We start from the raw sequence: 21025 nt of genomic DNA on the forward strand, positions 1-21025 counted from the left end.
ATGGCGAACATGCAGGGCGCCCCCTCCACGCAGGAGGACGCGAAGAGCGCTCTCGAACAGTACGGCGTCAACCTGACGGAGATCGCCAAGAGCGGCAAGCTCGACCCGGTGATCGGGCGGGACGCCGAGATCCGGCGGATCAGCCAGGTGCTGACCCGCCGCACCAAGAACAACCCCGTGCTCATCGGCGAGCCCGGCGTCGGCAAGACGGCGGTCGTCGAAGGGCTCGCCCAGCGCATCGTCGCGGGGGACGTCGCCGACTCGCTCAAGGGGAAGCAGCTGGTCGCCCTCGACCTGTCCGCGCTGGTCGCGGGCGCGATGTACCGCGGCCAGTTCGAGGAGCGGCTGAAGGCCGTCCTCAAAGAGATCAACGACGCCGACGGGCAGATCATCACGTTCGTCGACGAGCTGCACATCCTGATGGGCGCCGGTGGCGGTGAGGGGTCCGTGGCGGCCTCCAACATGCTGAAGCCGATGCTGGCCCGCGGTGAGCTGCGGCTGATCGGCGCCACGACCCTCAATGAGTACCGCGAGTTCATCGAGAAGGATGCGGCCCTCGAGCGCCGCTTCCAGCAGGTCTACGTGGGCGAGCCGTCGGTGGAGGACACCGTGGCGATCCTCCGCGGGCTGAAGGGCCGGTACGAGGCGCACCACGGCGTCACGATCGAGGACTCCGCTCTCGTCGCGGCCGCCTCCCTCTCCAACCGTTACATCACCGCGCGCCAGCTGCCGGACAAGGCCATCGACCTGATCGACGAGGCCGCGTCCCGCCTGAAGATGGAGATCGACTCGGCCCCCGTCGAGATCGACACGCTTCAGCGACAGGTGGAGCGGATGAAGCTGGAGGAGTTCGCCCTCAAGAAGGAGAAGGACGACGCCAGCAAGGAGCGCCTGGAGCAGCTGCGCGAGCGGCTGCGAGAGCAGGAGTCCGAGCTCGAGGAGCTGCAGGCACGGTGGCGCGCCGAGAAGGCGTCGCTCAACCGCGTGGGCGAGCTGCGGTCGCAGCTGGAAGAGGCCAAAACCAAGCGCGACCTCGCGCTGCGCGACGGCCGCTACCAGGAGGCGTCCCGGATCGAGTACGAGACCATCCCCGGCATCGAGCGCGAGCTCGCCGAGGCCGAGCAGGCCGAGCACGACGTCCCGCGCATGGTCAACGAGCAGGTGACCGCCGACGACATCGCCGCCGTGGTGGCCGCGTGGACGGGCATTCCCGTCTCCCGTCTCACCCAGGGCGAGACCGAGAAGCTGCTGCACCTGGAGCACGAGCTGGGCCGCCGCATCATCGGGCAGAAGAAGGCCGTTCAGGCGGTGTCGGATGCGGTCCGCCGCAGCCGCGCCGGAATCTCCGACCCGAGCCGGCCGACCGGATCGTTCCTGTTCCTCGGCCCGACCGGCGTCGGCAAGACGGAGCTGGCGAAGGCGCTCGCCGCATTCCTGTTCGACGACGAGAAGGCGATGGTCCGCATCGACATGAGCGAGTACGGCGAGAAGTTCTCCGTCTCGCGCCTGGTCGGCGCCCCTCCGGGCTATGTGGGTTACGAGCAGGGTGGTCAGCTGACCGAGGCCGTGCGCCGGCGTCCCTACTCGGTGATCCTGCTCGACGAGGTCGAGAAGGCGCACCCCGAGGTGTTCGACGTGCTGCTGCAGGTGCTGGATGACGGGCGGCTGACCGACGGGCAGGGCCGCACGGTCGACTTCCGCAACGCGATCCTGGTGCTCACCTCCAACCTCGGCAGCCAGTACCTGGTCGACCCCACCCTGAACGAGACCGAGCGCGAGGAGGCGGTGCTGCAGATGGTCCGCCAGGCCTTCAAGCCGGAGTTCGTGAACCGCCTCGACGACATCGTCGTGTTCTCGACGCTGACGAAGGAGGAGCTGGGCGAGATCGTCGAGCTGGGCCTGGATCGGCTGATGGCGCGGCTGTCCGAGCGGCGGCTGGAGTTGGCGGTCACCCCGGACGCCCGGGCGTGGCTCGCCGAGCGCGGGTACGACCCGATCTACGGCGCGCGCCCGCTGCGGCGGCTGATGCAGCGTGAGATCGAGGACCGTCTCGCCACCGCGCTGCTGGCCGGCGACGTGCGCGACGGCGACCTGGTCCGGGTCGACCTGGACCGCGTGAACGACCACCTCACCGTGGGGGCCGTGCGCGAGTAGCGGCCGTCGGAGGTGTTCAGGAGGCGGCGTCCCGTGATCGGGGCGTCGCCTCCCTGTCGTCGAGCCTGGGGCCAGCGGAGGTCTTAAGCACTCTGATGGTCGGCATTCTCCTCCGTTCCCCGCAAATCCCGGCTCGGTCCTGCGGTTCTCCTCCGTTTCCGATCGCGACGGAAACGGAGGAGAACGGGAGGCGAACAGCCGCATGTGCAGCAAACGGAGGAGACGAGACGCCCGGCCGCTCGTCGGCTCCTCCGTTTCCGGCACGACGCCCGCGCGCGGCGTCCGCCAGCGCGGCGTCCGGCGAGCGGTGCCGCCCCCTGCGCGTAGGCTCGAACCATGCGTGCTGCAGTCATTCACGGAGAGCGCGACGTGCGCCTCGAAGAAGTCCCCGATCCCACCCTCTACACCGGCCCCGGCTCGAACGGCCAGGACGCCGTCGTGCGCGTGGTCGCCGCCTGCGTCTGCGGCAGCGACCTGTGGCCGTACCGCGGCGTCACCCCCACGAAGGAACCGCACAGGATCGGCCACGAGTTCGTCGGCGTGGTCGAGGAGGTCGGCGCCGAGGTGCGCACCATCAAGCCGGGCGACTTCGTCATCGCCCCGTTCTACGACTGCGACATGACCTGCGTGAACTGCCGCAACGGTGTCAGCACGTCGTGCCTGAACGGCGGCTGGTGGGGGTCGGACGACCGCATCGGCGGCTTCGCCGACGGTGGCCAGGGCGAGCGGGTGCGCGTGCCGCACGCCGACGGCTCCCTGGTGGCGACGCCGGAGTACCCGCGCGCCGAACTCATCCCGAGCCTGTTGACGCTGTCGGATGTGATGGGCACCGGCCACCACGCCGCCGTCTCAGCCGGGGTGACGCAGGGGAGCACCGTGGTCGTCGTCGGCGACGGCGCGGTCGGCCTGTGCGCGGTGCTGGCATCCGCCCGGCTCGGCGCCTCGCGGATCATCGCGATGTCGCGTCACGAGACCCGTCAGGCGCTCGCCCGCGAGTTCGGCGCGACCGACATCGTCGCCGAGCGCGGTGACGCCGGCGTCGCCGCGGTGAAGGAGCTGCTCGACGGGATCGGCGCCGACTGCGTGCTGGAGGCCGTCGGCACCAAGGAGTCGATGGACCAGGCCATCCGTTCCGCGCGTCCGGGCGGGATGGTCGGCTACGTCGGCGTCCCGAACGGCGGCCCCGAGCTGCCGGTGCGCCCGCTGTTCCAGAGCAACATCGGCGTCAACGGTGGTGTCGCACCGGTGCGCAACTACGTGGAGGACCTGCTGCAGGATGTCTGGTCCGGCGCGATCGAGCCGGGCAAGGTGTTCGACCTGGAGGTGCCGCTCGACGAGATCGGCGAGGCCTACGCCGCCATGGACGAGCGCCGCGCGATCAAGACGCTGGTGCGTCCGTAAGGTGCGTCTGTAAGGCCCACGGAAACGGGCGCCCGCCGGGGAGTGATCTCAACCCGGGCGGGCGCCCGTTCGTGTGCGCCGATGCCTGCATCGGCCGGTTCGTCAGGCGTTGACGACGACGACGTCCTCGAGCGCGCGGCGGGTGCGCGGCGCGACCTCGCGCTCGCGGAGGGGGGAGGGCAGGGTGTCGGCGTCGCCGAGCACGCCGATGGCCGTGATCGACACCGGGATGAAACCCTCGCCGAGCTCGAAAGCCTCGCGGAGCCCCTGGGCGTCGAAGCCGCCCATCTGGTGGGTGTGCAGGCCATCGTGGTGCGCCTGGATGGTCATGTGGGCGACCGCCTGGCCGAGGTCGTAGGTGGCCCAGCGGCGCTCCTTGCCCTCCGCGTCGATGGTCTCGGCCACGGCGACGACGAGCGCCGCAGCGGATCCGGCCCACACCTGGTTGAAGCCCGCCAGGTTGGCGACGATCGTGTCGAAGGCCTCGCTGCCGCGGCGGGCGACGATGAAGCGCCACGGCTGTGAGTTGTTGGCGGAGGGGGACCAGCGCGCGGCCTCGAGGGCGGCGCGGAGCTTGTCCTCGTCCACGGCGGCGGCGGCGTCGAAGGCTCGGGGGCTCCAGCGCTCGGCGAGTGCCGGCAGCAGCGGCACGGACGTTTCGGCGCTTCGCGTGGCGAAATCGGTCATGGTCATCGGGGTCTCCTCAGTGGACGCGGTGCGGGGTGGATGAGGCGGCTCCATTGCCGAGCTAAGCATGTAAACGCATGGAGCCGCGCGGTATTCCCGGGCCGTTGTGTGAACGGGATGTGTCGCCGCTGTAAAAGTTCGCCACCGTCACGGAGGGCCGCACCGCGACCCGACCGGGGTACAAGATAGCCACCGCCCGGGAGTGTCGGATCGTGGTTGCCGGCATGCCCACGATCGACGCGATCCACCCTCCCATCAGCGATTCCCCTCGCGAACGTCGATCCTGCGGGGTGCTCAGCACCGTGTCCGCATGTCCGAGGACACCCACGAATGGGGCACACGCCGACACGCCGCAACGCCGCCGTCGACCCCCACTTGCGGGCCGTCACGACCCTCCCGTAGAACTGGCACCACCCGAACCGACCAGATCCCCAGCGCTGCGGATGCCGCCCCCACCGTCTGTGAGAGGTCCCGTCCGTGTTCATCTTCCTGCTGCAAATCCGTCACATGCTCGGCGGCCACCCCGAGTTCTACCTCTTCGCCATCTACTCCGCCCTGATCTGGGTCATCTGGATCGTCAAGGTGCTGATGTCGCGCCGCTACCGCCCGTACACCGGCGAGTTCCACGGCACCACCAGCGTCGTCGTGCCGGTGGTGGATGAGCCGCTCGACCTGTTCCGCGACGTGCTCGGCCGCATGGTCGAGCAGAAGCCGGGCGAGATCATCGTCGTCATCAACGGCGCCCCCAACCCGGAGCTCGCCGAGGTGTGCGAGGAGTTCGCGCCGCTCGTGCGCTGGGTGCACACGCCCATCCCGGGCAAGCGCAACGCGGTGATGATCGGCACCAGGATGTCGACGGGCGAGATCACCGTGCTGGTCGACTCCGACACGATCTGGACCGAGGGCACGCTGCCCGAACTCGTCAAGCCGTTCGAGGACGAGCGGGTGGGCGGCGTCACGACGAAGCAGCGCATCCTGGAGCCGGAGCGTAGCTGGATCACCCGGTGGGCGGACTGGCTGGAGAACTCGCGGGCGCTCTACTCGATGCCGGCGCAGAGTGTGGTCGGCCAGATCGGCTGCCTGCCGGGCCGGACGATCGCCTTCCGCCGCTCGATCCTGATGCGGGTCATGGACAAGTTCATGAACGAGAAGTTCCTCGGCGTCTTCCTCGAGGTCTCCGACGACCGCACGCTGACGAACCTCACACTGAAGGAGGGCTACCGGACCGTCTACCAGCACACCAGCCTGGTCTACACCGACGCCCCGCTGAAGGTGAAGAAGCTGTACAAGCAGCAGCTCCGCTGGGCACGCGGGAGCCAGTACAACACGCTGCGGATGCTGCCCTGGATGCTCGGCCACGCCCCGCTGCTGGCGTTCTTCTTCGTGATGGACATCATCCTTCCGTTCATGCTCGCCGGCGTGATCGGCGGCTGGGTGTACCGGTCGATCACCGGCGGCGGGTACAACTTCTACGAGGGCTTCCTGAAGACCTACGGCATCGGGGGCGGCATCCTCACCGTCGTCGCCCTGATGGTCGCATCCTCGGTGATCAGCATGTCGATCCGGCAGATCCGCCACCTCGGCGAGAAGCCGAGCGACTTCTTCCGGCTGCCGGTCTTCATCATCGTCTCGACCTTCTTCCTCATGCCGATCCGCCTGATCGGCTTCTTCCGGATGGCGCACGCGAGTGGATGGGGCACCCGCGCAGGTGCCTACGCCGGGGGCCCTGCGGAGACCAGCTCCGAGGCGGAGATCGCGCTGCACACGTCGGGTGCTGAAGAGGCGTACACCTCATCGCCCGCGCTTCCCGATTCCGTCGGCGGAGTGACCACGGCCACTGCTCTGGCCACGCGGACCCAGCCGGTGACGCGCGCGCAGGTCAGAGCGGCCGTCAAGGCACCAGCACCCACGAAGACCCCGAGGCGCCGCCTGAACCCGCTGGCCGCCATCCCGTACCTGATCGGAATCGCGATCCTGACCCTGGAGGCTCTCTTCCTTGTCTGACCAGACCGCCCCCTCGCGGGCCGCCGCCTGGTGGTCCGAATCCAAGTCGCGCTCGCAGGCGACCGCCGCCGCGGCCATCGTCCTCACGGCCGTCCTCGTCGGCATCTCGGCCTACGTCTGGGTGTCGCCGACCGGTGCGCCGCTCCGCAAGGCTGTCGACCAGGCCGCGCAGGTCGTCACTCCGTTCGCCGCACAGAACGCCGAGCTGAAGCGCAACCTCGACCGTGCCACCGAGACCATCGCCTCCCAGAAGGGCAAGCTCACCGCCCTCGAGAAGGCGTCCCTCGCCGCGCAGGCTGCCGCCGCGAAGCAACTGGCAACGGCGCAGCAGCAGGCCGCCGCCGCGGAGGGGCAGCTCTCCAGCGTGAAGTCGCAGCTATCGGCCGCGCAGGCCAAGGCCGGTTCCGGTTCGATCGCCTCCGGAACGACCACCGGCAAGGGCGGCACGACCGGTTCGAGTTCCGGCTCGAGCGGTTCCTCCGTCGAGCCGATCACGGCACCCGCCCGCGCCGACCTGGTGAACCCGGCGAAGCGCTACTACGGCATGTACACCGAGCAGGCGCCCTTCAACTGGGCCACCTTCGATGCCACAAGCGCGAAGGTCGGCGTCTCGCCCAACCTGGTCGGCTACTTCAGCGGCTGGGATGAGACCTTCCGGGCCAACGCCGTCACCCGCGCCTGGCAGCAGGGGCGCCTGCCGATGATGACGTGGGAGTCGCGCCCGATCGACGCAGGCAACGACTCGGTGAACGCTCCGGCCTACTCGCTTCCCAACATCATCCGCGGCGACTTCGACGCCTACCTGCACCAGTACGCCAAGGACATCGTGGCGACCGGCCTGCCGCTGGCGATCCGCCTCGACCACGAGATGAACGGCGTCTGGTATCCGTGGGCGGAGACCGACGGCCAGGGCAACTCCATCAACGGCAACAGCGCGGGCGACTACGTGAAGATGTGGCAGCACGTCCACGACATCTTCCAGCAGGAGGGGGCCAACAGCCTCGCGATCTGGGTGTGGGCGCCGAACATCGTCAACAACCTTCCCGCGTCGCACAAGGTCCCCGGATACCTCGCCTCGCTCTACCCCGGCGACGCCTACGTCGACTGGGTCGGGCTGTCGGGCTACCTGCGCCCGCCGTTCAAGGCGGACAACGACTTCAGCTTCGACTACACCTTCAAGGCCAGTCTCGACGGACTCCGGTCCATCACCGGCAAGCCCATCATCCTCGCCGAGGTCGGAGCCTCGGAGACGGATGGCCACAAGCCCGCCTGGATCACCTCCTTCTTCCAGGCGCTCGCCAAACCGGAGAACGACGACATCATCGGCTTCTCCTGGTTCAACCTCGCGGTGACGAGCTACGTCGAGGGGGTGCGGGCCACGAACGACTGGCGGATCGACTCCCGCGCCGACACGCTCTCCGCTTTCATCGCCGGCCTCACCAGACCTGAGGACGACTTCGCCCTCACACCCGCTCCCTGAGTTCAGAGAAAGGACGATCACCATGACCGCTCCCAAGAAGATCACGAACCAGCCCGCCCCGCGGATCAGCGTCATCGGCACCGGGTACCTCGGCGCCACGCACGCCGCCGCCATGGCCGAGCTCGGCTTCGACGTCGTCGGCGTCGACACCGACCCGCGCAAGGTGGAGGAGCTGAAGGAGGGACGCGCGCCCTTCTTCGAGCCCGGACTCCCTGAGCTGATCCGGCGGAACGTCGCCGCCGGGCGGCTGACGTTCACCACCGACCTCGCGGAGGCCGTCGCCGTCTCGGATGTCCACTTCATCTGCGTCGGAACTCCGCAGCAGTCCGGCTCGTTCGCCGCGAACCTCTCCTATGTGGAGGCGGCGGCACGTGGCGTCGCCGAGAGCCTCACGCACGACGGCCTCATCGTCGGCAAGTCGACCGTTCCGGTCGGCACCGGCGCACGGTTGCGGGCGATCATCGCGGACGCGGTCCCCGCGGGGATCGACGTCGAGTTGGTCTGGAACCCGGAGTTCCTGCGCGAGGGAAAGGCGGTGGACGACACACTCTCGCCGGATCGCCTCGTCTTCGGCGGCACGTCCGCGAAGGCGGAGGCCACCCTCCGCCGCATCTACCAGAAGCCGATCGCGGAGGGCTGCCCGGTGCTCGTCGCCGACCTCCCGACGGCGGAGCTCGTGAAGGTCAGCGCCAACGCCTTCCTGGCCACCAAGATCTCCTTCATCAACGCGATCGCCGAACTCTGCGACGCCGCCGGAGCGGACGTCTCCCTCCTCGCGGACGCCCTCGGACACGACAAGCGGATCGGGCGCCAGTTCCTCAACGCCGGCCTCGGCTTCGGCGGCGGCTGCCTGCCGAAGGACATCCGCGCGCTCATGTACCGCTCGAACGAGCTGGGCGCGCACGCCGCGGTCGGCCTGCTGCAGCAGGTGGACGAGATCAACATGGGCCGTCGTCAGCGGGTCATCGACCTCGCGCTGAAGGCGCTCGGCGGTTCGGTGCTCAACCGCAGGATCGGGGTGCTCGGCGCTGCGTTCAAGCCGCACACCGACGACGTCCGCGACTCGCCGGCACTGAACGTGGCGGCCGCCCTGCACCTCCGTGGTGCTCAGGTCGTGGTCTACGATCCCCAGGCCCGCGCGACCGCCCAGCGGCTCTATCCCACCCTCGGCTACGCCGACTCGATGGAGGAGGCGCTGACCGGCGCCGACCTGACGGTCGTGCTGACCGAGTGGGACGAGTTCACGACCGCCGACCCTGCCGCCCTCCGTGCGATCGTCCGCGGACGGACGGTCATCGATGGCCGCAACTGCCTGGACGCCCCGGCGTGGAACCGCGCCGGCTGGAGCGTGTACGCCATGGGCACGGTGCCCGAGGTCGCCCCGCTCGCCGACGACCTCGCCGCGCTCGCCCCCGTCCGCTGACCCGCGCCCACTGCGCGAGGTGCTCGTTGATGCGCTATCGACCGGCGTGTCGGCAGCCACTACGAGCACCTCGGCAACCGGAACTCAGGAGAAGAGAAGAAGAAGATGAGCAAGCACGTCACTAAGGCCGTGATTCCCGCTGCGGGACTCGGCACCCGCTTCCTGCCCGCCACGAAGGCCATGCCCAAAGAGATGCTCCCGGTGGTCGACAAGCCGGCCATCCAGTACGTCGTCGAGGAGGCTGTGACCTCCGGACTGCAGGATGTCCTGCTGGTGACCGGCCGCAACAAGAACGCCCTGGAGAACCACTTCGACCGCAATGCAGAACTAGAGGATGCGCTCACCAAGAAGGGCGACATGGACCGCCTGCTTACGGTGAGCTACTCCACCTCGCTCGCGGATGTCCACTACGTGCGGCAGGGCGACCCGAAAGGCCTCGGCCACGCCGTGCTCCGCGCCAAGATGCACATCGGGCATGAGCCCTTCGCGGTGCTGCTCGGCGACGACATCATCGACGCGCGCGACCCGCTGCTCAGCCGGATGCTGGAGGTGCAGCACGCGCTGAACACGACCGTCGTCGCCCTGATGGAGGTGCCGCCGGAGTCCATCCACCTTTACGGCGCCGCCGCGGTGGTCGAGACGGACGACGACGACGTGGTGCGGATCACGGGCCTGGTCGAGAAGCCCAGCCGCGAGAACGCCCCGTCGAACTACGCCGTCATCGGGCGTTACGTGCTGCGGCCGGAGATCTTCGACATCCTGGAGAAGACCGAGCCCGGAAAGGGCGGCGAGATCCAGCTGACCGACGCCCTGCAGGGCCTGGCGACGGCACCGGCGTGGACCGGAGGCGTGTACGGGGTGATCTTCCGCGGGCGCCGCTACGACACGGGCGACCGGCTCGACTACCTGAAGGCTATCGTGCAGATCGCCGTGGCGCGCGCGGACCTCGGGCCCGACCTGCTGCCGTGGCTGAAGGAATTCGTGACGACGGCCGGCCCGGCGCAGACGGCGCCCATTCCGACGTTCCCGGTGCTCCCGTCACTGGTGCCGGCGGTTGCGGCCGCAGACCCGGTGATTGACGACCCAGCGGCTGACGACTCCGCGGCTGACGACCCGGAGACCGCGTCGCCCGCGCTCGAGCTGGTCACCGCCGCGGCCGGCTGAGCCTGGCCGGCGCGGGAGTCGCGTCCTGCATCGTCGGAGATCCAGCCGCTTCGGTCGGAGATTCGCACGACTTCCCGCCGAATTCTCCGCCCGACCGCGGTCCGTCGGAGTTTCGAGACCGAATCTCCGACGCGTCCGGTCAGTCGAGCCCGAGCCGTTTCAGCGTGTGTTTCTCGCTGTGGCCGGCGTCCGTCTCGATCTCGTCGATCGCGATCGGGATGCCGGGGCCGACCGTGAGCCAGACGAAGCCGTCCCGGTGGACCAGCGGCACGAGGTCGGTCGTCCCGTCGCGCAGCAGCGTCCGCACCCTCTTGAGGAGCGCGTAGCCCTCGGCTGGCCGGGTCACGTAGGTCTTCCGGCGGTAGTGGATGACGTGGGCGACGGTCTTCGCACTGAGGCCCGCGACCTCCGCGTCGGGAAACACATCCGTGGTGGCTGCTCGGGTGTCGGTCATGGCACGAACGGTACGCCGTCTGCGTTAGCGTCGACAGATGCCTGCCGCCGATGCTCTCACCCTCGATCTGTTGGCCGATCGCGGTTGGCCGGCGCTCGAGCGAGAGGAGCTGGACGGCTGGGTGCTTCGGGCATCCGGCGGAGTCACGAACCGCGCCAATTCCGTACTCACCGCTGGCGCGGTGCCGGACACGCTCGCGGCGATCGAGCGGGCGGAGCGCTGGTACGCCGACCGCTCGTTGCCCGCGGTCTTCCAGCTCAGCCCGGCCTCACCGGCGGCCCTGCCCGAGGCGCTCTCCCGCCGCGGATACCGGCAGCACTCGCACACCGACATCCTCGTGGCCGACCGCGCCGAGACGGCAGCGGCGGCCGCGGCCTCAGCGACGGCGGCGGTCTTCGGCAGCGGCCCAGCGGATGCGCGGGTGCGGCTCTCCGACAACCCAGACGACGCCTGGCTCACCACCTGGTGGTCCGTCGACGGCCGGGGAGGCGACGCCGAGCGCGACATCGCCGAGCGCATCCTCACCGGTGGCCCAGCGCTCTACGCCTCGGTCGGCGACCCGTCCGCGCCCGACGCCGTCGCACGACTCGCGCTCGTGGACGAGTGGGGCGGCCTGTACGCCGTGGCGACGCGTTCCACTGCTCGGCGGCGCGGGCTCGCCCGCGCGCTCGCCGGGGAACTGGCGAGCGCGACCGCAGACCGCGGCGTCCGCAGGCTCTGGCTGCAGGTTCTCGCGGACAACGCCGCGGCCCACGCGCTCTACGCATCGCTCGGCTTCCGTTGGGCCTCCGGCTACTCCTACTGGAGCGCTTCGACGACCTAGCCGCCGAAAATCGCGCGCAACTCCTCGATCGGAGCCTTGGGGCGGCGGTCTTCGAAGACGAGCCCGTTGGTCTCCTGGCCGGTGTCGGCCAGCTGCGTGTAGCAGTAGCCGGCCAGCGGCGCCGCCTCGCGAACCGCGCCGACCAGGGCACGCAGCCGGTCCACCAGGTCGTCCGTGCTGGTGGCCGTGGAGTAGCCCCAGGCGTCCGCCGGACCGTTCTCGGTGTACGAGACGCCGCCGAACTCGGTCAGCATGATGGGCACGTCCGTCCGCTGCTCGGCGTCGACGATGAGGCGTCGTCCGGGGAACGTGAACTCCGCCCCGAGGATGCCCTCCCGCGTCGCGTAGCGCTCGGCGACGCGCGCCGGGTCGTGGTCGTAGTCGTGGATGGACAGGATGTCGGAGGCCGCGTGCTCCCAGCCGTCGTTCGAGATCACCGGACGGGTCGGGTCGCCGGTCTTCGTCAGGTGCACCAGCGCCTTCGCGTACGACACCATCCGCTGGTCGTGGGCGAGGTGCTGGACCCCCCAGCTCTCGTTGAGCGGCACCCAGGTGACGATCGAGGGATGCGACCGGTCGCGGTCGAGGATCGCCGACCACTCGGCGATGCTGCGGCGCACGGCCTCCGGCGTGAACGCGTAGGCGGCCGGCGCCTCACCCCAGACCAGCAGGCCGAGTTTGTCCGCCCAGAACAGGAAGCGCGGGTCCTCGTACTTCTGGTGCAGCCGCGTGGCGTTGAACCCCAGGTCGAGGATGAGCTGGGCCTCGGCGCGCAGCGCATCGGCGCTCGGCGCGGCGGAGTGCGATTGCGGCCAGTAGCCCTGGTTGAGGACGGAGCGCACGTAGAAGGGCCGGTCGTTCAGCAGGAACCGGCCACCCTCGATAGCCGCGGACCGCAGCCCGAAGTAGGAAGACACGACATCTGTCGCCGCGTCCGGCACCTGCAGCCGGACGGTCGCGTCCAGGAGCGTCGGGTGCGCAGGCGACCACAGCAGCTCCTCGTAGGCCTGCCCGTTGCTTTGGCGGTGGATGCGGAACGGCACCACGACCTCGCGGCCGGCGGCACTCGTCTCCACGCTCGCCAGGGACTCAGCGCCGAGCGCGATCTCGATGCGCACGGTCGTCCCCGCCGGCGCCGTCCGGCTCAGGCACAGCTGCGCGGTGACCTCGCCCGCCGGGATGTCGGTGAGCCAGTGCAGCTGCTCGATGCGGACATCCGGGGCGGCCTCCAGCCACACGGGCTGCCAGATGCCGGTGGTGCGGTGGTACCAGATCGAGTGCGGGTGGTGCCGCCAGTCCTGCTTGCCGCGGGGTTGAGCGACGTCGGCCGGGTCGTCCTCCGCCCGGACGGTGATGGAGAAGTCGCCGTCGCCGACGAGGTCGGTGATGTCGAAGCTGAACGGCGTCGAGCCGCCCTCGTGCCGGCCGGCCGAGCGCCCATCCACCCAGACCTCGCAGGCGTGGTCGACGGCGCCGAAGTTGAGCAGGAGACGTTCACCGGCCGGGACGTCGTCCCGCAGCACGGTTCGCTGGTACCAGACGACGCTGTGGAAGCCGGTGTCGGCGACGCCGGAGGCGTCCGACTCGAAGGGGTACGGGACCTGGATGACACCGGGCAGCGACCCGGTCGACTCCCAGTGCTCCCGGCGGCCGCGGTCGTCGTCGTCGAACGCGAAGGTCCACGGTCCGGACAGGTCGAGCCAGTCGGCCCGGACGAGCTGCGGCCGCGGGTAGCGGCCGTCTTGTGCGGTGGCCGGTACGACGCGGCGTTCCTCGGTGAGCATCCCAACAGCATGCCTGATCCATGCAGCGCTGTAAAGTCGGAAATCCGACAGTCGGCGTGGTCAGCCGAGCGCGGGTGCGCTCTCCCGCGTGACGAGGGAGAACGGCGCCAACTCGTGACGGCCCATGCCATCGAAGCCGGCGATGCGCTCCAGGAGCATCTCCACGGCCCGCGAGGCCAGGCCGCGCATGTCCGGCGCGATCGTGGTCAGCGACGGATAGGTGACCGCCGTCATGGGCGTGTTGTCCCATCCCGTCACGGCGACGTCGTCCGGCACGTGCAGTCCACGCTCCTGGAGGGCGCGGAGGGCGCCGATCGCCGCCAGGTCGTCGCGGCAGACCAGGCCGTCGAAGCGCAGTCCGGAGTCGAGTGCCGCTCCGACGGCGCGCACGGCGTTGCCGGCGGAGACCGCGACGCTCGCGATGAGCAGGTCCGGCTCGGGGGTCAGTCCCGCGTCCTCCAGTGCCTGCTGGTACCCGGTGATGCGGAGCTTCGAGGTGCGTGTCGGCCGGGAGCTCTCGTGGCCGGCGAAGGCGATGCGCCTGCGACCCTGCGCGATCAGGTGCTCGGTGGCGACGCGCGCGGCGACCACGTTGTCGATCATGATGCGGTCGACGGTGAGCGGCGCCGCGTTCTCGCCCAGGACCACCAGGGGGATGTCGGTGCGCGTCTGCGCGAGCTCGGAGGAGTTCATGACGCTCGGCTGGAAGATCATGCCGTCGACCAGCCCCGACTCTCCCGCGGAGACCACGGCGCGCTCGCCCTCGATCGTGCCCTCGGTCTGCTCCAGAAGCACCCGGTAGCCGCGGCGCTCCGCCTCGTCCGCGACGACACGCGCCAGCTCGGCGAAGTACGGCAGCGTCACATCGGCGAACGCCAGAGCAAGGAGCCCCGTCCGCCCGGTTGCCAGGCGACGCCCCATGACGTTGGGCCGGTAGCCCAGCTCGTCGATCGCCCGCTGCACCTTCTCGCGCATCTGCGGGCTGACGTGGGCGTAATTGCGGACAACGTTGGACACGGTCTTCATGGAGACGCCGGCGTGCTCAGCCACGTCCTGAAGTCTGACCGCCATCGCGCATCCTCTCGCGTCACGAACGTCACGAAGCGGTTTCCCGCGGAGACACTCTACTGCGGCCATCGCGTGCACACACCGGGTTGACACCGTCTGTTCAGCGCTGTAAATTCGCCGAACATGCCGAGTGTACCGGCACCAGCAGCACCGCTCACGCATTCGTAGCAGCGAAAGGCATCGCGTGAACGGCTCACTCAAGGGAGAGATCACATGAAGAAGCGATTCGCCGCACGCGCGATCGCCTTGGCGGTCACGGCGGGCCTCGGGCTCGCCTTGACGGCCTGCGGAAGCTCCGGATCAGGGGGAGGAGACGTCTCCTCCGCCAACTACACCGGGCCGAAGGTCACCATCAGCTTCTGGAACGGCTGGACGGGCGGCGCAGCCCCCGTGCTGGTGCCGAAGCTGATCGACAAGTTCAACGCCGAGCACAAGAACATCGTCGTCAAGGACGTCCCGATGGAGTGGGCGGACGTCGCACGCAAGATGCCGCTCGCCGTGAAGGCCGGCAAGGGTCCGGACGTCGCGGTGGGTCACGGCGACGACATCGCCACCTACGCAGCGCAGGGCCTGGTCCTCGACGCGGGAAGCATCGTGAAGGCGCTCGGCTACAAGGCCGGCGACTTCCCGGAGGGGCTGCTCGACGCGGGCAAGTACAACGGGAAGCAGTACGCCGTGCCGTGGAGCATCACGCCGCTGGGCCTGTACGTGAACAAGTCTGTGCTGCAGTCGGCGGGCGTCGACCCCAACAGCATCCCGACGGACAAGACGTCGTACCTGGCCGCGCTCGACAAGCTCAAGGCTGCGGGCGTCCAGGGTGAATGGGTCGACGGCTACGTGTTCACCGGAACGTTCGAGTTCGAGAGCCTGCTGTGGCAGTACGGCGGCGACCTGTTCAACAAGGACGTCAGCAAGGCGACCTTCAACTCCGACGCCGGCGTCAAGGCGCTGACCTGGATGACGGACCTGATCAAGAAGGGCTACAGCCCGGCCAACGTGGCGCAGGACGGCAACATCAACGCCCTCATCTCCGGAAAGAACGCCTTCAACTGGAACGGCGTCTGGCAGACCACGAACGAGCCGCTTCAGAAGGTCGACTGGCAGGCGACCGCCGTTCCGCAGATCGGTGACCAGAAGGCCGTCTGGTCCAGTTCCACCCACTGGATGTTCATGAACAACAAGGGCCAGGACAAGAACAAGACGTCCGCTGCCGCCACGTTCGTGAAGTGGATGAACGACAACTCGGCCGACTGGCCGCAGACCGGTGAGCTCCCCGCCAAGAACTCGGTTCGCAACGACCCGAAGCTGGTGCAGACCTACCCGCACCTGAAGCCGTTCCTCGACGAGCTGCCCTACGCGCATTATGAGCCGATCGCTCCCGGTATCACCACGGTGGAGGCCACCATCACCGTCGCGGTGAACGAGGCCATCACCGGCAAGAAGGACGCGAAGCAGGCGTTGGACGACGCAGCCGCGAAGGCCGACACGCTGCTGAAGCAGAACAAGGCGAAGTACAGTGGCTGACACTGCTTCGATCGTGGCGCCCCGGGAGACCGGGGCGCCACGCCCATCCCGTTCCGGCAGGAAAGCCGGCAGACGGCCGGGCGCCCCGCGCCGCACCGGCGTCGCCTACCTGTTCCTGGCGCCGTTCCTGGTGCTGTTCATCGTGTTCGTGCTGGCCCCCGCCGTCTTCGGCCTGTGGATCAGCCTCACGAACTGGAGCCCGTTCCGGGCCACCCAGAAGTTCATCGGGCTGCAGAACTACATCGACCTGTTCACGCCCGGCTCCGCCACCTCCGGCGACTTCTGGCAGTCGATGGCCGCGACCGGCATCTTCACGCTGGCGAGTGTCCCGTTCCTGATCGTCATTCCCCTGTTCATCGCGGTGCTCCTGAACCAGAGGATCCGTGCCGGATCGTTCTTCCGCGGCGTCTTCTTCGCCCCGTACGTGCTCGGCGTCGCCGTCATCAGCGTGATCTGGAAGTACCTCCTCGACACCCAGGCCGGCATCATCAACCACCTGCTCGGGATGATCGGCCTGCCCAGCAACCTGCCCTGGACCGTCGACGTTCCGTGGGTCTGGGTCACTCTGGCCGGCGTCACCGTCTGGTGGACGATGGGCTTCAACACGGTCATCATCCTGGCCGGGCTGAAAAGCATCAGCGCGGACCTCTACGAGGCAGCCGCCCTGGACGGCGCGGGCGCGTGGCGGCAATTCACCAACGTGACGCTGCCGGGTCTCCGCCAGGTCATGACCTTCGTCTTCACGATCACCATCCTGGCGAGCGCCAACATGTTCGGTCAGGCGTTCCTGATCACCAAGGGCGGCCCGGGCAACACGACCCGCACGGCGATCATGTACATCGCCGACCAGGGTCTGTCGCAGAACAACCTGGCCGCAGCGGCGGCGATGAGCTACGTGCTCTTCGCGTTCCTCGCGGTCATCAGCATCATCAACTTCCGCCTCCAGCGGGAGCGCGCAGAGAAGAGCGCCTCATGACGACGACTGCACCCGAGAAGACCGCGACCACCAAGACCGTTCGCACCCGTCGTAAGCAGACGCCGCAGGCCGCGCTCCGGAAGACGATGCTCTACGCCGTCCTGATCGTCCTGGCGCTGGCTGTCATCCTGCCGCTGGCGTGGATCCTGCTCACGTCGTTCAAGACCGACAGCGACGCCATCAGCAACCCGTACTCGGCTTTCCCGAACCCGTTCTCGACCGAGGCCTACACGACGCTGTCGAGCGGGCAGCAGCCAGTGTTCCGCTGGTTCCTCAACAGCCTGGCGGCGGCGGCGCTGCAGACGGTGCTGATCCTGGTCACCGCGTCGATGGCGGCGTACGCGCTGGCGCGGCTCGAGTTCTGGGGCAAGCGGATCGTCTTCGGGCTGATCATCTCCACTCTCCTGGTTCCGCCGGTCATCTTCCTGATCCCGAACTACCTGATCGTGCAGAACCTCGGCTGGCTGGACACGCTCTGGGCCATCACCATCCCCGGCGCCGCGAGCGCCTTCGGGGTCTTCTTCCTCCGTCAGTTCTTCGTCGGTCTGCCGGCGGAGATCGAGGAGGCGGCGCGGATCGACGGAGCCGGGGATGTCCGGATCTTCCTGCAGATCGTGCTCCCGCTCGCCCGCCCCGCGCTGGCGACGCTTGCGGTGCTGAGCTTCCTGGCGAACTGGAACGACTTCCTGTGGCCGGTGTACGTGCTGCTGAGCCCCGAGAACCTCACGCTGCAGCCTGGGCTGTCGCAACTGCAGGGCGCGTACTCGACGCACTACGCCATCGTGATGGCGGGCGCCGTGATCGCGTCGGTGCCGGTGCTCATCCTCTTCTTCTTCGCGCAGAAGCAGATCGTGGAGAGCGTCGCCACCAGCGGGGTCAAGGGATGACGGGCCGCCGGGCAGCCCTGGCGACCGGCGCGGCGATCGGGCTCGCCGCCGGCCTCGTGGGCTGCTCGGCGGGGACGCATCCCACGGCCGGGTCGTCGCCGAAGGTCGCCCCCTTCCAGATCGACAGCGACTTCCCCGACCCCGGGGCGCTCGTGGTCGGTGACACCGTCTACGCGTACGCGACCAACCGGCCGGGGGTGAATGTGCAGGTCGCGACCAGCGGCGACATGAAGACCTGGAAGGTGAGCGACCAGGATGCACTGCCCGAGCTGCCGTCCTGGGCACTGCCCGGGAAGACCTGGGCGCCCGGTCCGGCGGAGTTGGCGGACGGCCGGTTCGCGCTGTACTTCACGGCATCGGACGCCGCCAGCAGGTACCAGTGCATCGGCGTCGCCTTCGCCGACAAGCCCGAGGGACCGTTCAGCTCGACGTCGGACAAGCCCTTGGTCTGCCCGGTCGACGAAGGCGGTGCCATCGATGCGAGCGTCACCGCAGATGCGGACGGCCAGCGGTACCTGGTGTGGAAGAACGACGGCAACTGCTGCGGCTACGACACCTGGATCGCCGCGCAGCCGCTGTCCGCCGACGGAGCGTCGCTGGCCGGCCCTCCCACCCGGCTGATCAAGCAGACCGAGTCCTGGGAGGGCAAGCTCGTCGAAGCGCCCGTCATCGTCCGCCACGACGAGGAGTACGTGCTCCTCTACTCGGCGAACGACTACGGCAACTCCTCATACGTGACCGGCGCTGCGACGGCGAAGAGCCTGCTCGGGCCTTATACGAAGTCCAAGGAACCCCTGCTGTCGACCGCCGGCTCGAAGGGCCGCTATCTGGGCCCGGGAGGAGAGGACCTGATCACCTTCCATGGCACGGACTGGATGCTCTTCCACTCCTGGGACGAAGCGTTCGCCTACCGTGGCATGCACGCCGTGCCGGTGGCCTGGCACGACGGTCTGCCCGAGCTGTCGCCGTGACCGGAGTCGCGCTGCGCGTGCCCCGGCACTGGGGCCCGGTGTGGGGCGGCTACTTCGCCGACCCGTTCGTGCTGCGCCTCGCGGGAGGCGGCTATGTCGCCTACGGCACCCACCCAGGCCAGGAGGGCGACCGAGTGTTCGAGGCACTGGTGTCGCCCGACCTCGAGCGCTGGGGGAGCGCCGGCGCTGTGCTGGAGCGCCTCCCCGACCGCTTCGGCGAGGACTACTGGGCGCCCGAGGTCGCCGAGGCGGGTGGCGCGTTCTGGATGTACTACTCCGTCGGACGCGGCATCGAGGGGCACCACCTCCGGGTGGCCCGTGCGGATTCCGCGACCGGCCCGTTCCACGACCTGGGCATCGACCTGACGCCCGACGAGGTCTTCGCCATCGACGCGCATCCGTTCCGCGACGACGACGGCCGCTGGTACCTGTTCTTCGCGCACGACGTGCTGGAGCACGAGCGCCCCGGCACCCACCTGGCGGTCGCTCCGCTCGACCAGGGGATGGCATCCTTGGCGGGCCCGGCGGTTCCGGTCCTCGCGCCGAACGCCGACTGGCAGCTCTACGAGCGCGACCGTCCCATCCACGGTCGCCGCTTCGACTGGCACACGCTCGAGGGGCCGGCGGTGGTGCGGCGCGGTGACCGCTATTGGCTGACCTACTCGGGCGGCGCGTGGACCGGCCCCGGCTACGCGGTCGGCGTTGCCGTCGCGGCGCATCCGCTCGGCCCGTGGTCGCACATCGATCAGCCTCCCCTCCTCCGAAGCGGGGGCGGGCTGCGTGGTCCCGGACACAACTCACTGACGGTGGCGCCCGACGGCACCGACATCATCGCGTTCCACTCCTGGAATCAGGAGGAGACGACACGGCAGCTGCACCTCGGCGCTCTGCAGATCGACCACCACCGAGAGGAATCCCCATGAACGACGACGTTCCCCGCGTCACACCGGCGCAGCCGGACACCACCGGCCTCGACCCGGAGCTCCGGGAGGCGGTGGAGGCGCTCTACACCGACGGCATCACCGGCAAGAAGGGCGCGTTCAGCGCCCAGTGGGCCGATCGCTTGCGGGAGGATATCGAGGTCGCCTTCGACGACGCCCTACAGCGCGAGGGCGGCGCGGTCGGACGCGGCACCAAACGCTACTACGTCGAGATCCACCCGGAGCAGATGCGCGGCTGGCTCGACCTGGTGGACCACCCGTGGGTGCGCGGCGTCTGCGAGGCCGTCCTCGGGCCCGACTACCAGATCATCGAGCTCGGCTTCGACGTTCCCGGCCCTGGCGCCAAGGACCAACCGTGGCATCGCGACTTCCCGATGCCCGACGAGACGAAGGACACCGGCCGGCTCACCTCGCTCGCCTTCAACCTGACGGCGGTCGACACCACCGAGGACATGGGCCCGTTCGAGATCGCGCCGGGCACCCAGTGGGACCTGCCGGAAGGCTTCGAGCACGAGATGTTCCCGGTGAAGGAGCTGTATCCGCGCTTCCTGGAGCGCGCGGTCCGCAAGTACCCCCAGCGCGGCGACATCTCCGCCCGCTCAGCCCTGACGCTGCACCGCGGCACGCAGAACACGTCCGAGCTCTCGCGGCCGGTGCTGGTGCTCGGTGTGGATGCGCCCGGCGCGGGCAACGCGGAGCACCACGACATGGCGGTGACCCACGATTTCTACGACTCCCTGCCGGAGCGCGTGCGCCGGCACCTGGTCTGCCCCGTCGTCGACGAGCTGACGCCGATCACGCAGAAGCACACGATCGAGGGACTGATGATGGGCGACGCCTAACGGGCCTGCGGACTTCCTGTGCTGCACGTTCGCCGTGCTGCACGTTCGCTGTTAACCCACGATGCCGGGCTGTGAGACGACTAGGATTTTGTCTCACGGCCCGGCATACGTTCGGGGTTACTCCGGAGGATATTCGGGTTCTTCCGGCGCTCTTGAAGACTACACGAAAAGTCCCGTTCGTGTGGGTCGAATGGAGGACAATTTTGTACCCCGGCCCGCCCCCAATCTGAGGGCCATGTGCCCGGCTGGTGCCTTCCCATCGTCCAGTTGCGACATCAAGTCACCACTCGGCAGGCGGTTTCAGGCGGTGAGTGCAACACCGCGTAGGTACTCGTCGAGTTTCTCCGCTGGGGTGTGGAAGTTCAAGGTCTGCCGGGGTCGGATGTTGAGCAACCGTTGGGTTTCGGCGAGGTCGGTGTCGGTGATCGTGTTGAAGTTGGTG

Annotated in this window: 16 protein-coding genes and 2 pseudogenes; 13 read left to right on the top strand and 5 right to left on the bottom strand. The window is 68.9% G+C overall.

What is annotated here, in order from left to right; translation table 11 throughout:
* Entirely contained in the window at positions 1-2154 is a 2154-nt protein-coding gene (locus tag AB4079_RS12905; RefSeq protein WP_441787703.1) for an ATP-dependent Clp protease ATP-binding subunit, read from the top strand.
* Positions 2155-2490: 336 nt separating this feature from the next.
* Complete coding sequence (locus tag AB4079_RS12910; RefSeq protein WP_441787704.1) at positions 2491-3555, top strand: zinc-dependent alcohol dehydrogenase family protein; 1065 nt, start codon at positions 2491-2493, stop codon at positions 3553-3555.
* Positions 3556-3657: 102 nt separating this feature from the next.
* Here the strand turns inward: AB4079_RS12910 and AB4079_RS12915 are convergent, their stop codons facing one another.
* Positions 3658-4248, bottom strand: coding sequence for a nitroreductase family protein (locus AB4079_RS12915; protein ID WP_441787705.1), 591 nt, complete (start codon positions 4246-4248; stop codon positions 3658-3660).
* A gap of 471 nt (positions 4249-4719) precedes the next feature.
* Here AB4079_RS12915 and AB4079_RS12920 point away from each other — a divergent pair, with 471 nt between their 5' ends.
* The 4 genes and pseudogenes from AB4079_RS12920 to galU form a co-directional block, all read left to right on the top strand.
* Positions 4720-6246, top strand: coding sequence for a glycosyltransferase family 2 protein (locus AB4079_RS12920; RefSeq protein WP_441787706.1), 1527 nt, complete (start codon positions 4720-4722; stop codon positions 6244-6246).
* The gene (locus tag AB4079_RS12925) at positions 6239-7726 is read left to right on the top strand and encodes a glycoside hydrolase family 26 protein (RefSeq protein WP_441787707.1); all 1488 of its coding nucleotides are present in this window, start codon (positions 6239-6241) and stop codon (positions 7724-7726) included. Before AB4079_RS12920 ends, AB4079_RS12925 begins: the two co-directional genes overlap by 8 nt.
* Before the next feature lie 22 nt (positions 7727-7748).
* Complete coding sequence (locus AB4079_RS12930; protein ID WP_441787708.1) at positions 7749-9149, top strand: UDP-glucose dehydrogenase family protein; 1401 nt, start codon at positions 7749-7751, stop codon at positions 9147-9149.
* A gap of 105 nt (positions 9150-9254) precedes the next feature.
* Positions 9255-10139, top strand: a pseudogene (galU, locus tag AB4079_RS12935) (UTP--glucose-1-phosphate uridylyltransferase GalU); the annotation flags it as partial.
* A 313-nt stretch (positions 10140-10452) separates the two neighbouring features.
* Here the strand turns inward: galU and AB4079_RS12940 are convergent.
* A complete protein-coding gene (locus AB4079_RS12940) occupies positions 10453-10767 on the bottom strand; it encodes a hypothetical protein (protein WP_441787709.1) in 315 nt (104 codons plus the stop codon).
* A 37-nt stretch (positions 10768-10804) separates the two neighbouring features.
* Between AB4079_RS12940 and AB4079_RS12945 the strand changes: the two genes are divergently transcribed.
* Entirely contained in the window at positions 10805-11590 is a 786-nt protein-coding gene (locus tag AB4079_RS12945) for a GNAT family N-acetyltransferase (protein WP_441787710.1), read from the top strand.
* On the opposite strand, the gene AB4079_RS12950 is transcribed toward AB4079_RS12945, so the two are convergent.
* Positions 11587-13374, bottom strand: a complete 1788-nt coding sequence (locus AB4079_RS12950) for a glycoside hydrolase family 2 protein (RefSeq protein WP_441787711.1) — start codon at positions 13372-13374, stop codon at positions 11587-11589. The genes AB4079_RS12945 and AB4079_RS12950 overlap by 4 nt on opposite strands.
* 60 nt (positions 13375-13434) lie before the next feature.
* On the bottom strand, positions 13435-14424 hold the full coding sequence (locus AB4079_RS12955; RefSeq protein ID WP_441787712.1) for a LacI family DNA-binding transcriptional regulator: 990 nt from the start codon (positions 14422-14424) through the stop codon (positions 13435-13437).
* Positions 14425-14655: 231 nt separating this feature from the next.
* Here AB4079_RS12955 and AB4079_RS12960 point away from each other — a divergent pair, with 231 nt between their 5' ends.
* The 6 genes from AB4079_RS12960 to AB4079_RS12985 are packed head-to-tail and all read left to right on the top strand — an operon-like array spanning position 14656 to position 20583.
* Positions 14656-15966: an ABC transporter substrate-binding protein gene (locus AB4079_RS12960; protein WP_441787713.1), complete on the top strand. Its 1311-nt coding sequence runs from the start codon at positions 14656-14658 to the stop codon at positions 15964-15966.
* Positions 15959-16942 carry a carbohydrate ABC transporter permease gene (locus AB4079_RS12965; protein WP_441787714.1) on the top strand — a complete coding sequence of 328 codons (984 nt, stop codon included), beginning with the start codon at positions 15959-15961 and terminating at the stop codon, positions 16940-16942. The genes AB4079_RS12960 and AB4079_RS12965 overlap by 8 nt, the downstream gene beginning before the upstream one ends.
* Positions 16939-17829, top strand: coding sequence for a carbohydrate ABC transporter permease (locus tag AB4079_RS12970; protein ID WP_441787715.1), 891 nt, complete (start codon positions 16939-16941; stop codon positions 17827-17829). Before AB4079_RS12965 ends, AB4079_RS12970 begins: the two co-directional genes overlap by 4 nt.
* Positions 17826-18800: a glycoside hydrolase family 43 protein gene (locus AB4079_RS12975; RefSeq protein ID WP_441787716.1), complete on the top strand. Its 975-nt coding sequence runs from the start codon at positions 17826-17828 to the stop codon at positions 18798-18800. Before AB4079_RS12970 ends, AB4079_RS12975 begins: the two co-directional genes overlap by 4 nt.
* Positions 18797-19723, top strand: coding sequence for a glycoside hydrolase family 43 protein (locus AB4079_RS12980; protein ID WP_441787717.1), 927 nt, complete (start codon positions 18797-18799; stop codon positions 19721-19723). The genes AB4079_RS12975 and AB4079_RS12980 overlap by 4 nt, the downstream gene beginning before the upstream one ends.
* Complete coding sequence (locus AB4079_RS12985) at positions 19720-20583, top strand: phytanoyl-CoA dioxygenase family protein (RefSeq protein ID WP_441787718.1); 864 nt, start codon at positions 19720-19722, stop codon at positions 20581-20583. The genes AB4079_RS12980 and AB4079_RS12985 overlap by 4 nt, the downstream gene beginning before the upstream one ends.
* Positions 20584-20883: 300 nt before the next feature.
* Here the strand turns inward: AB4079_RS12985 and AB4079_RS12990 are convergent.
* A pseudogene (locus tag AB4079_RS12990) lies at positions 20884-21025 on the bottom strand (IS30 family transposase); the annotation flags it as partial.

Source organism: Leifsonia sp. 2MCAF36 (assembly GCF_052115525.1).
Taxonomy (GTDB): domain Bacteria; phylum Actinomycetota; class Actinomycetes; order Actinomycetales; family Microbacteriaceae; genus Leifsonia.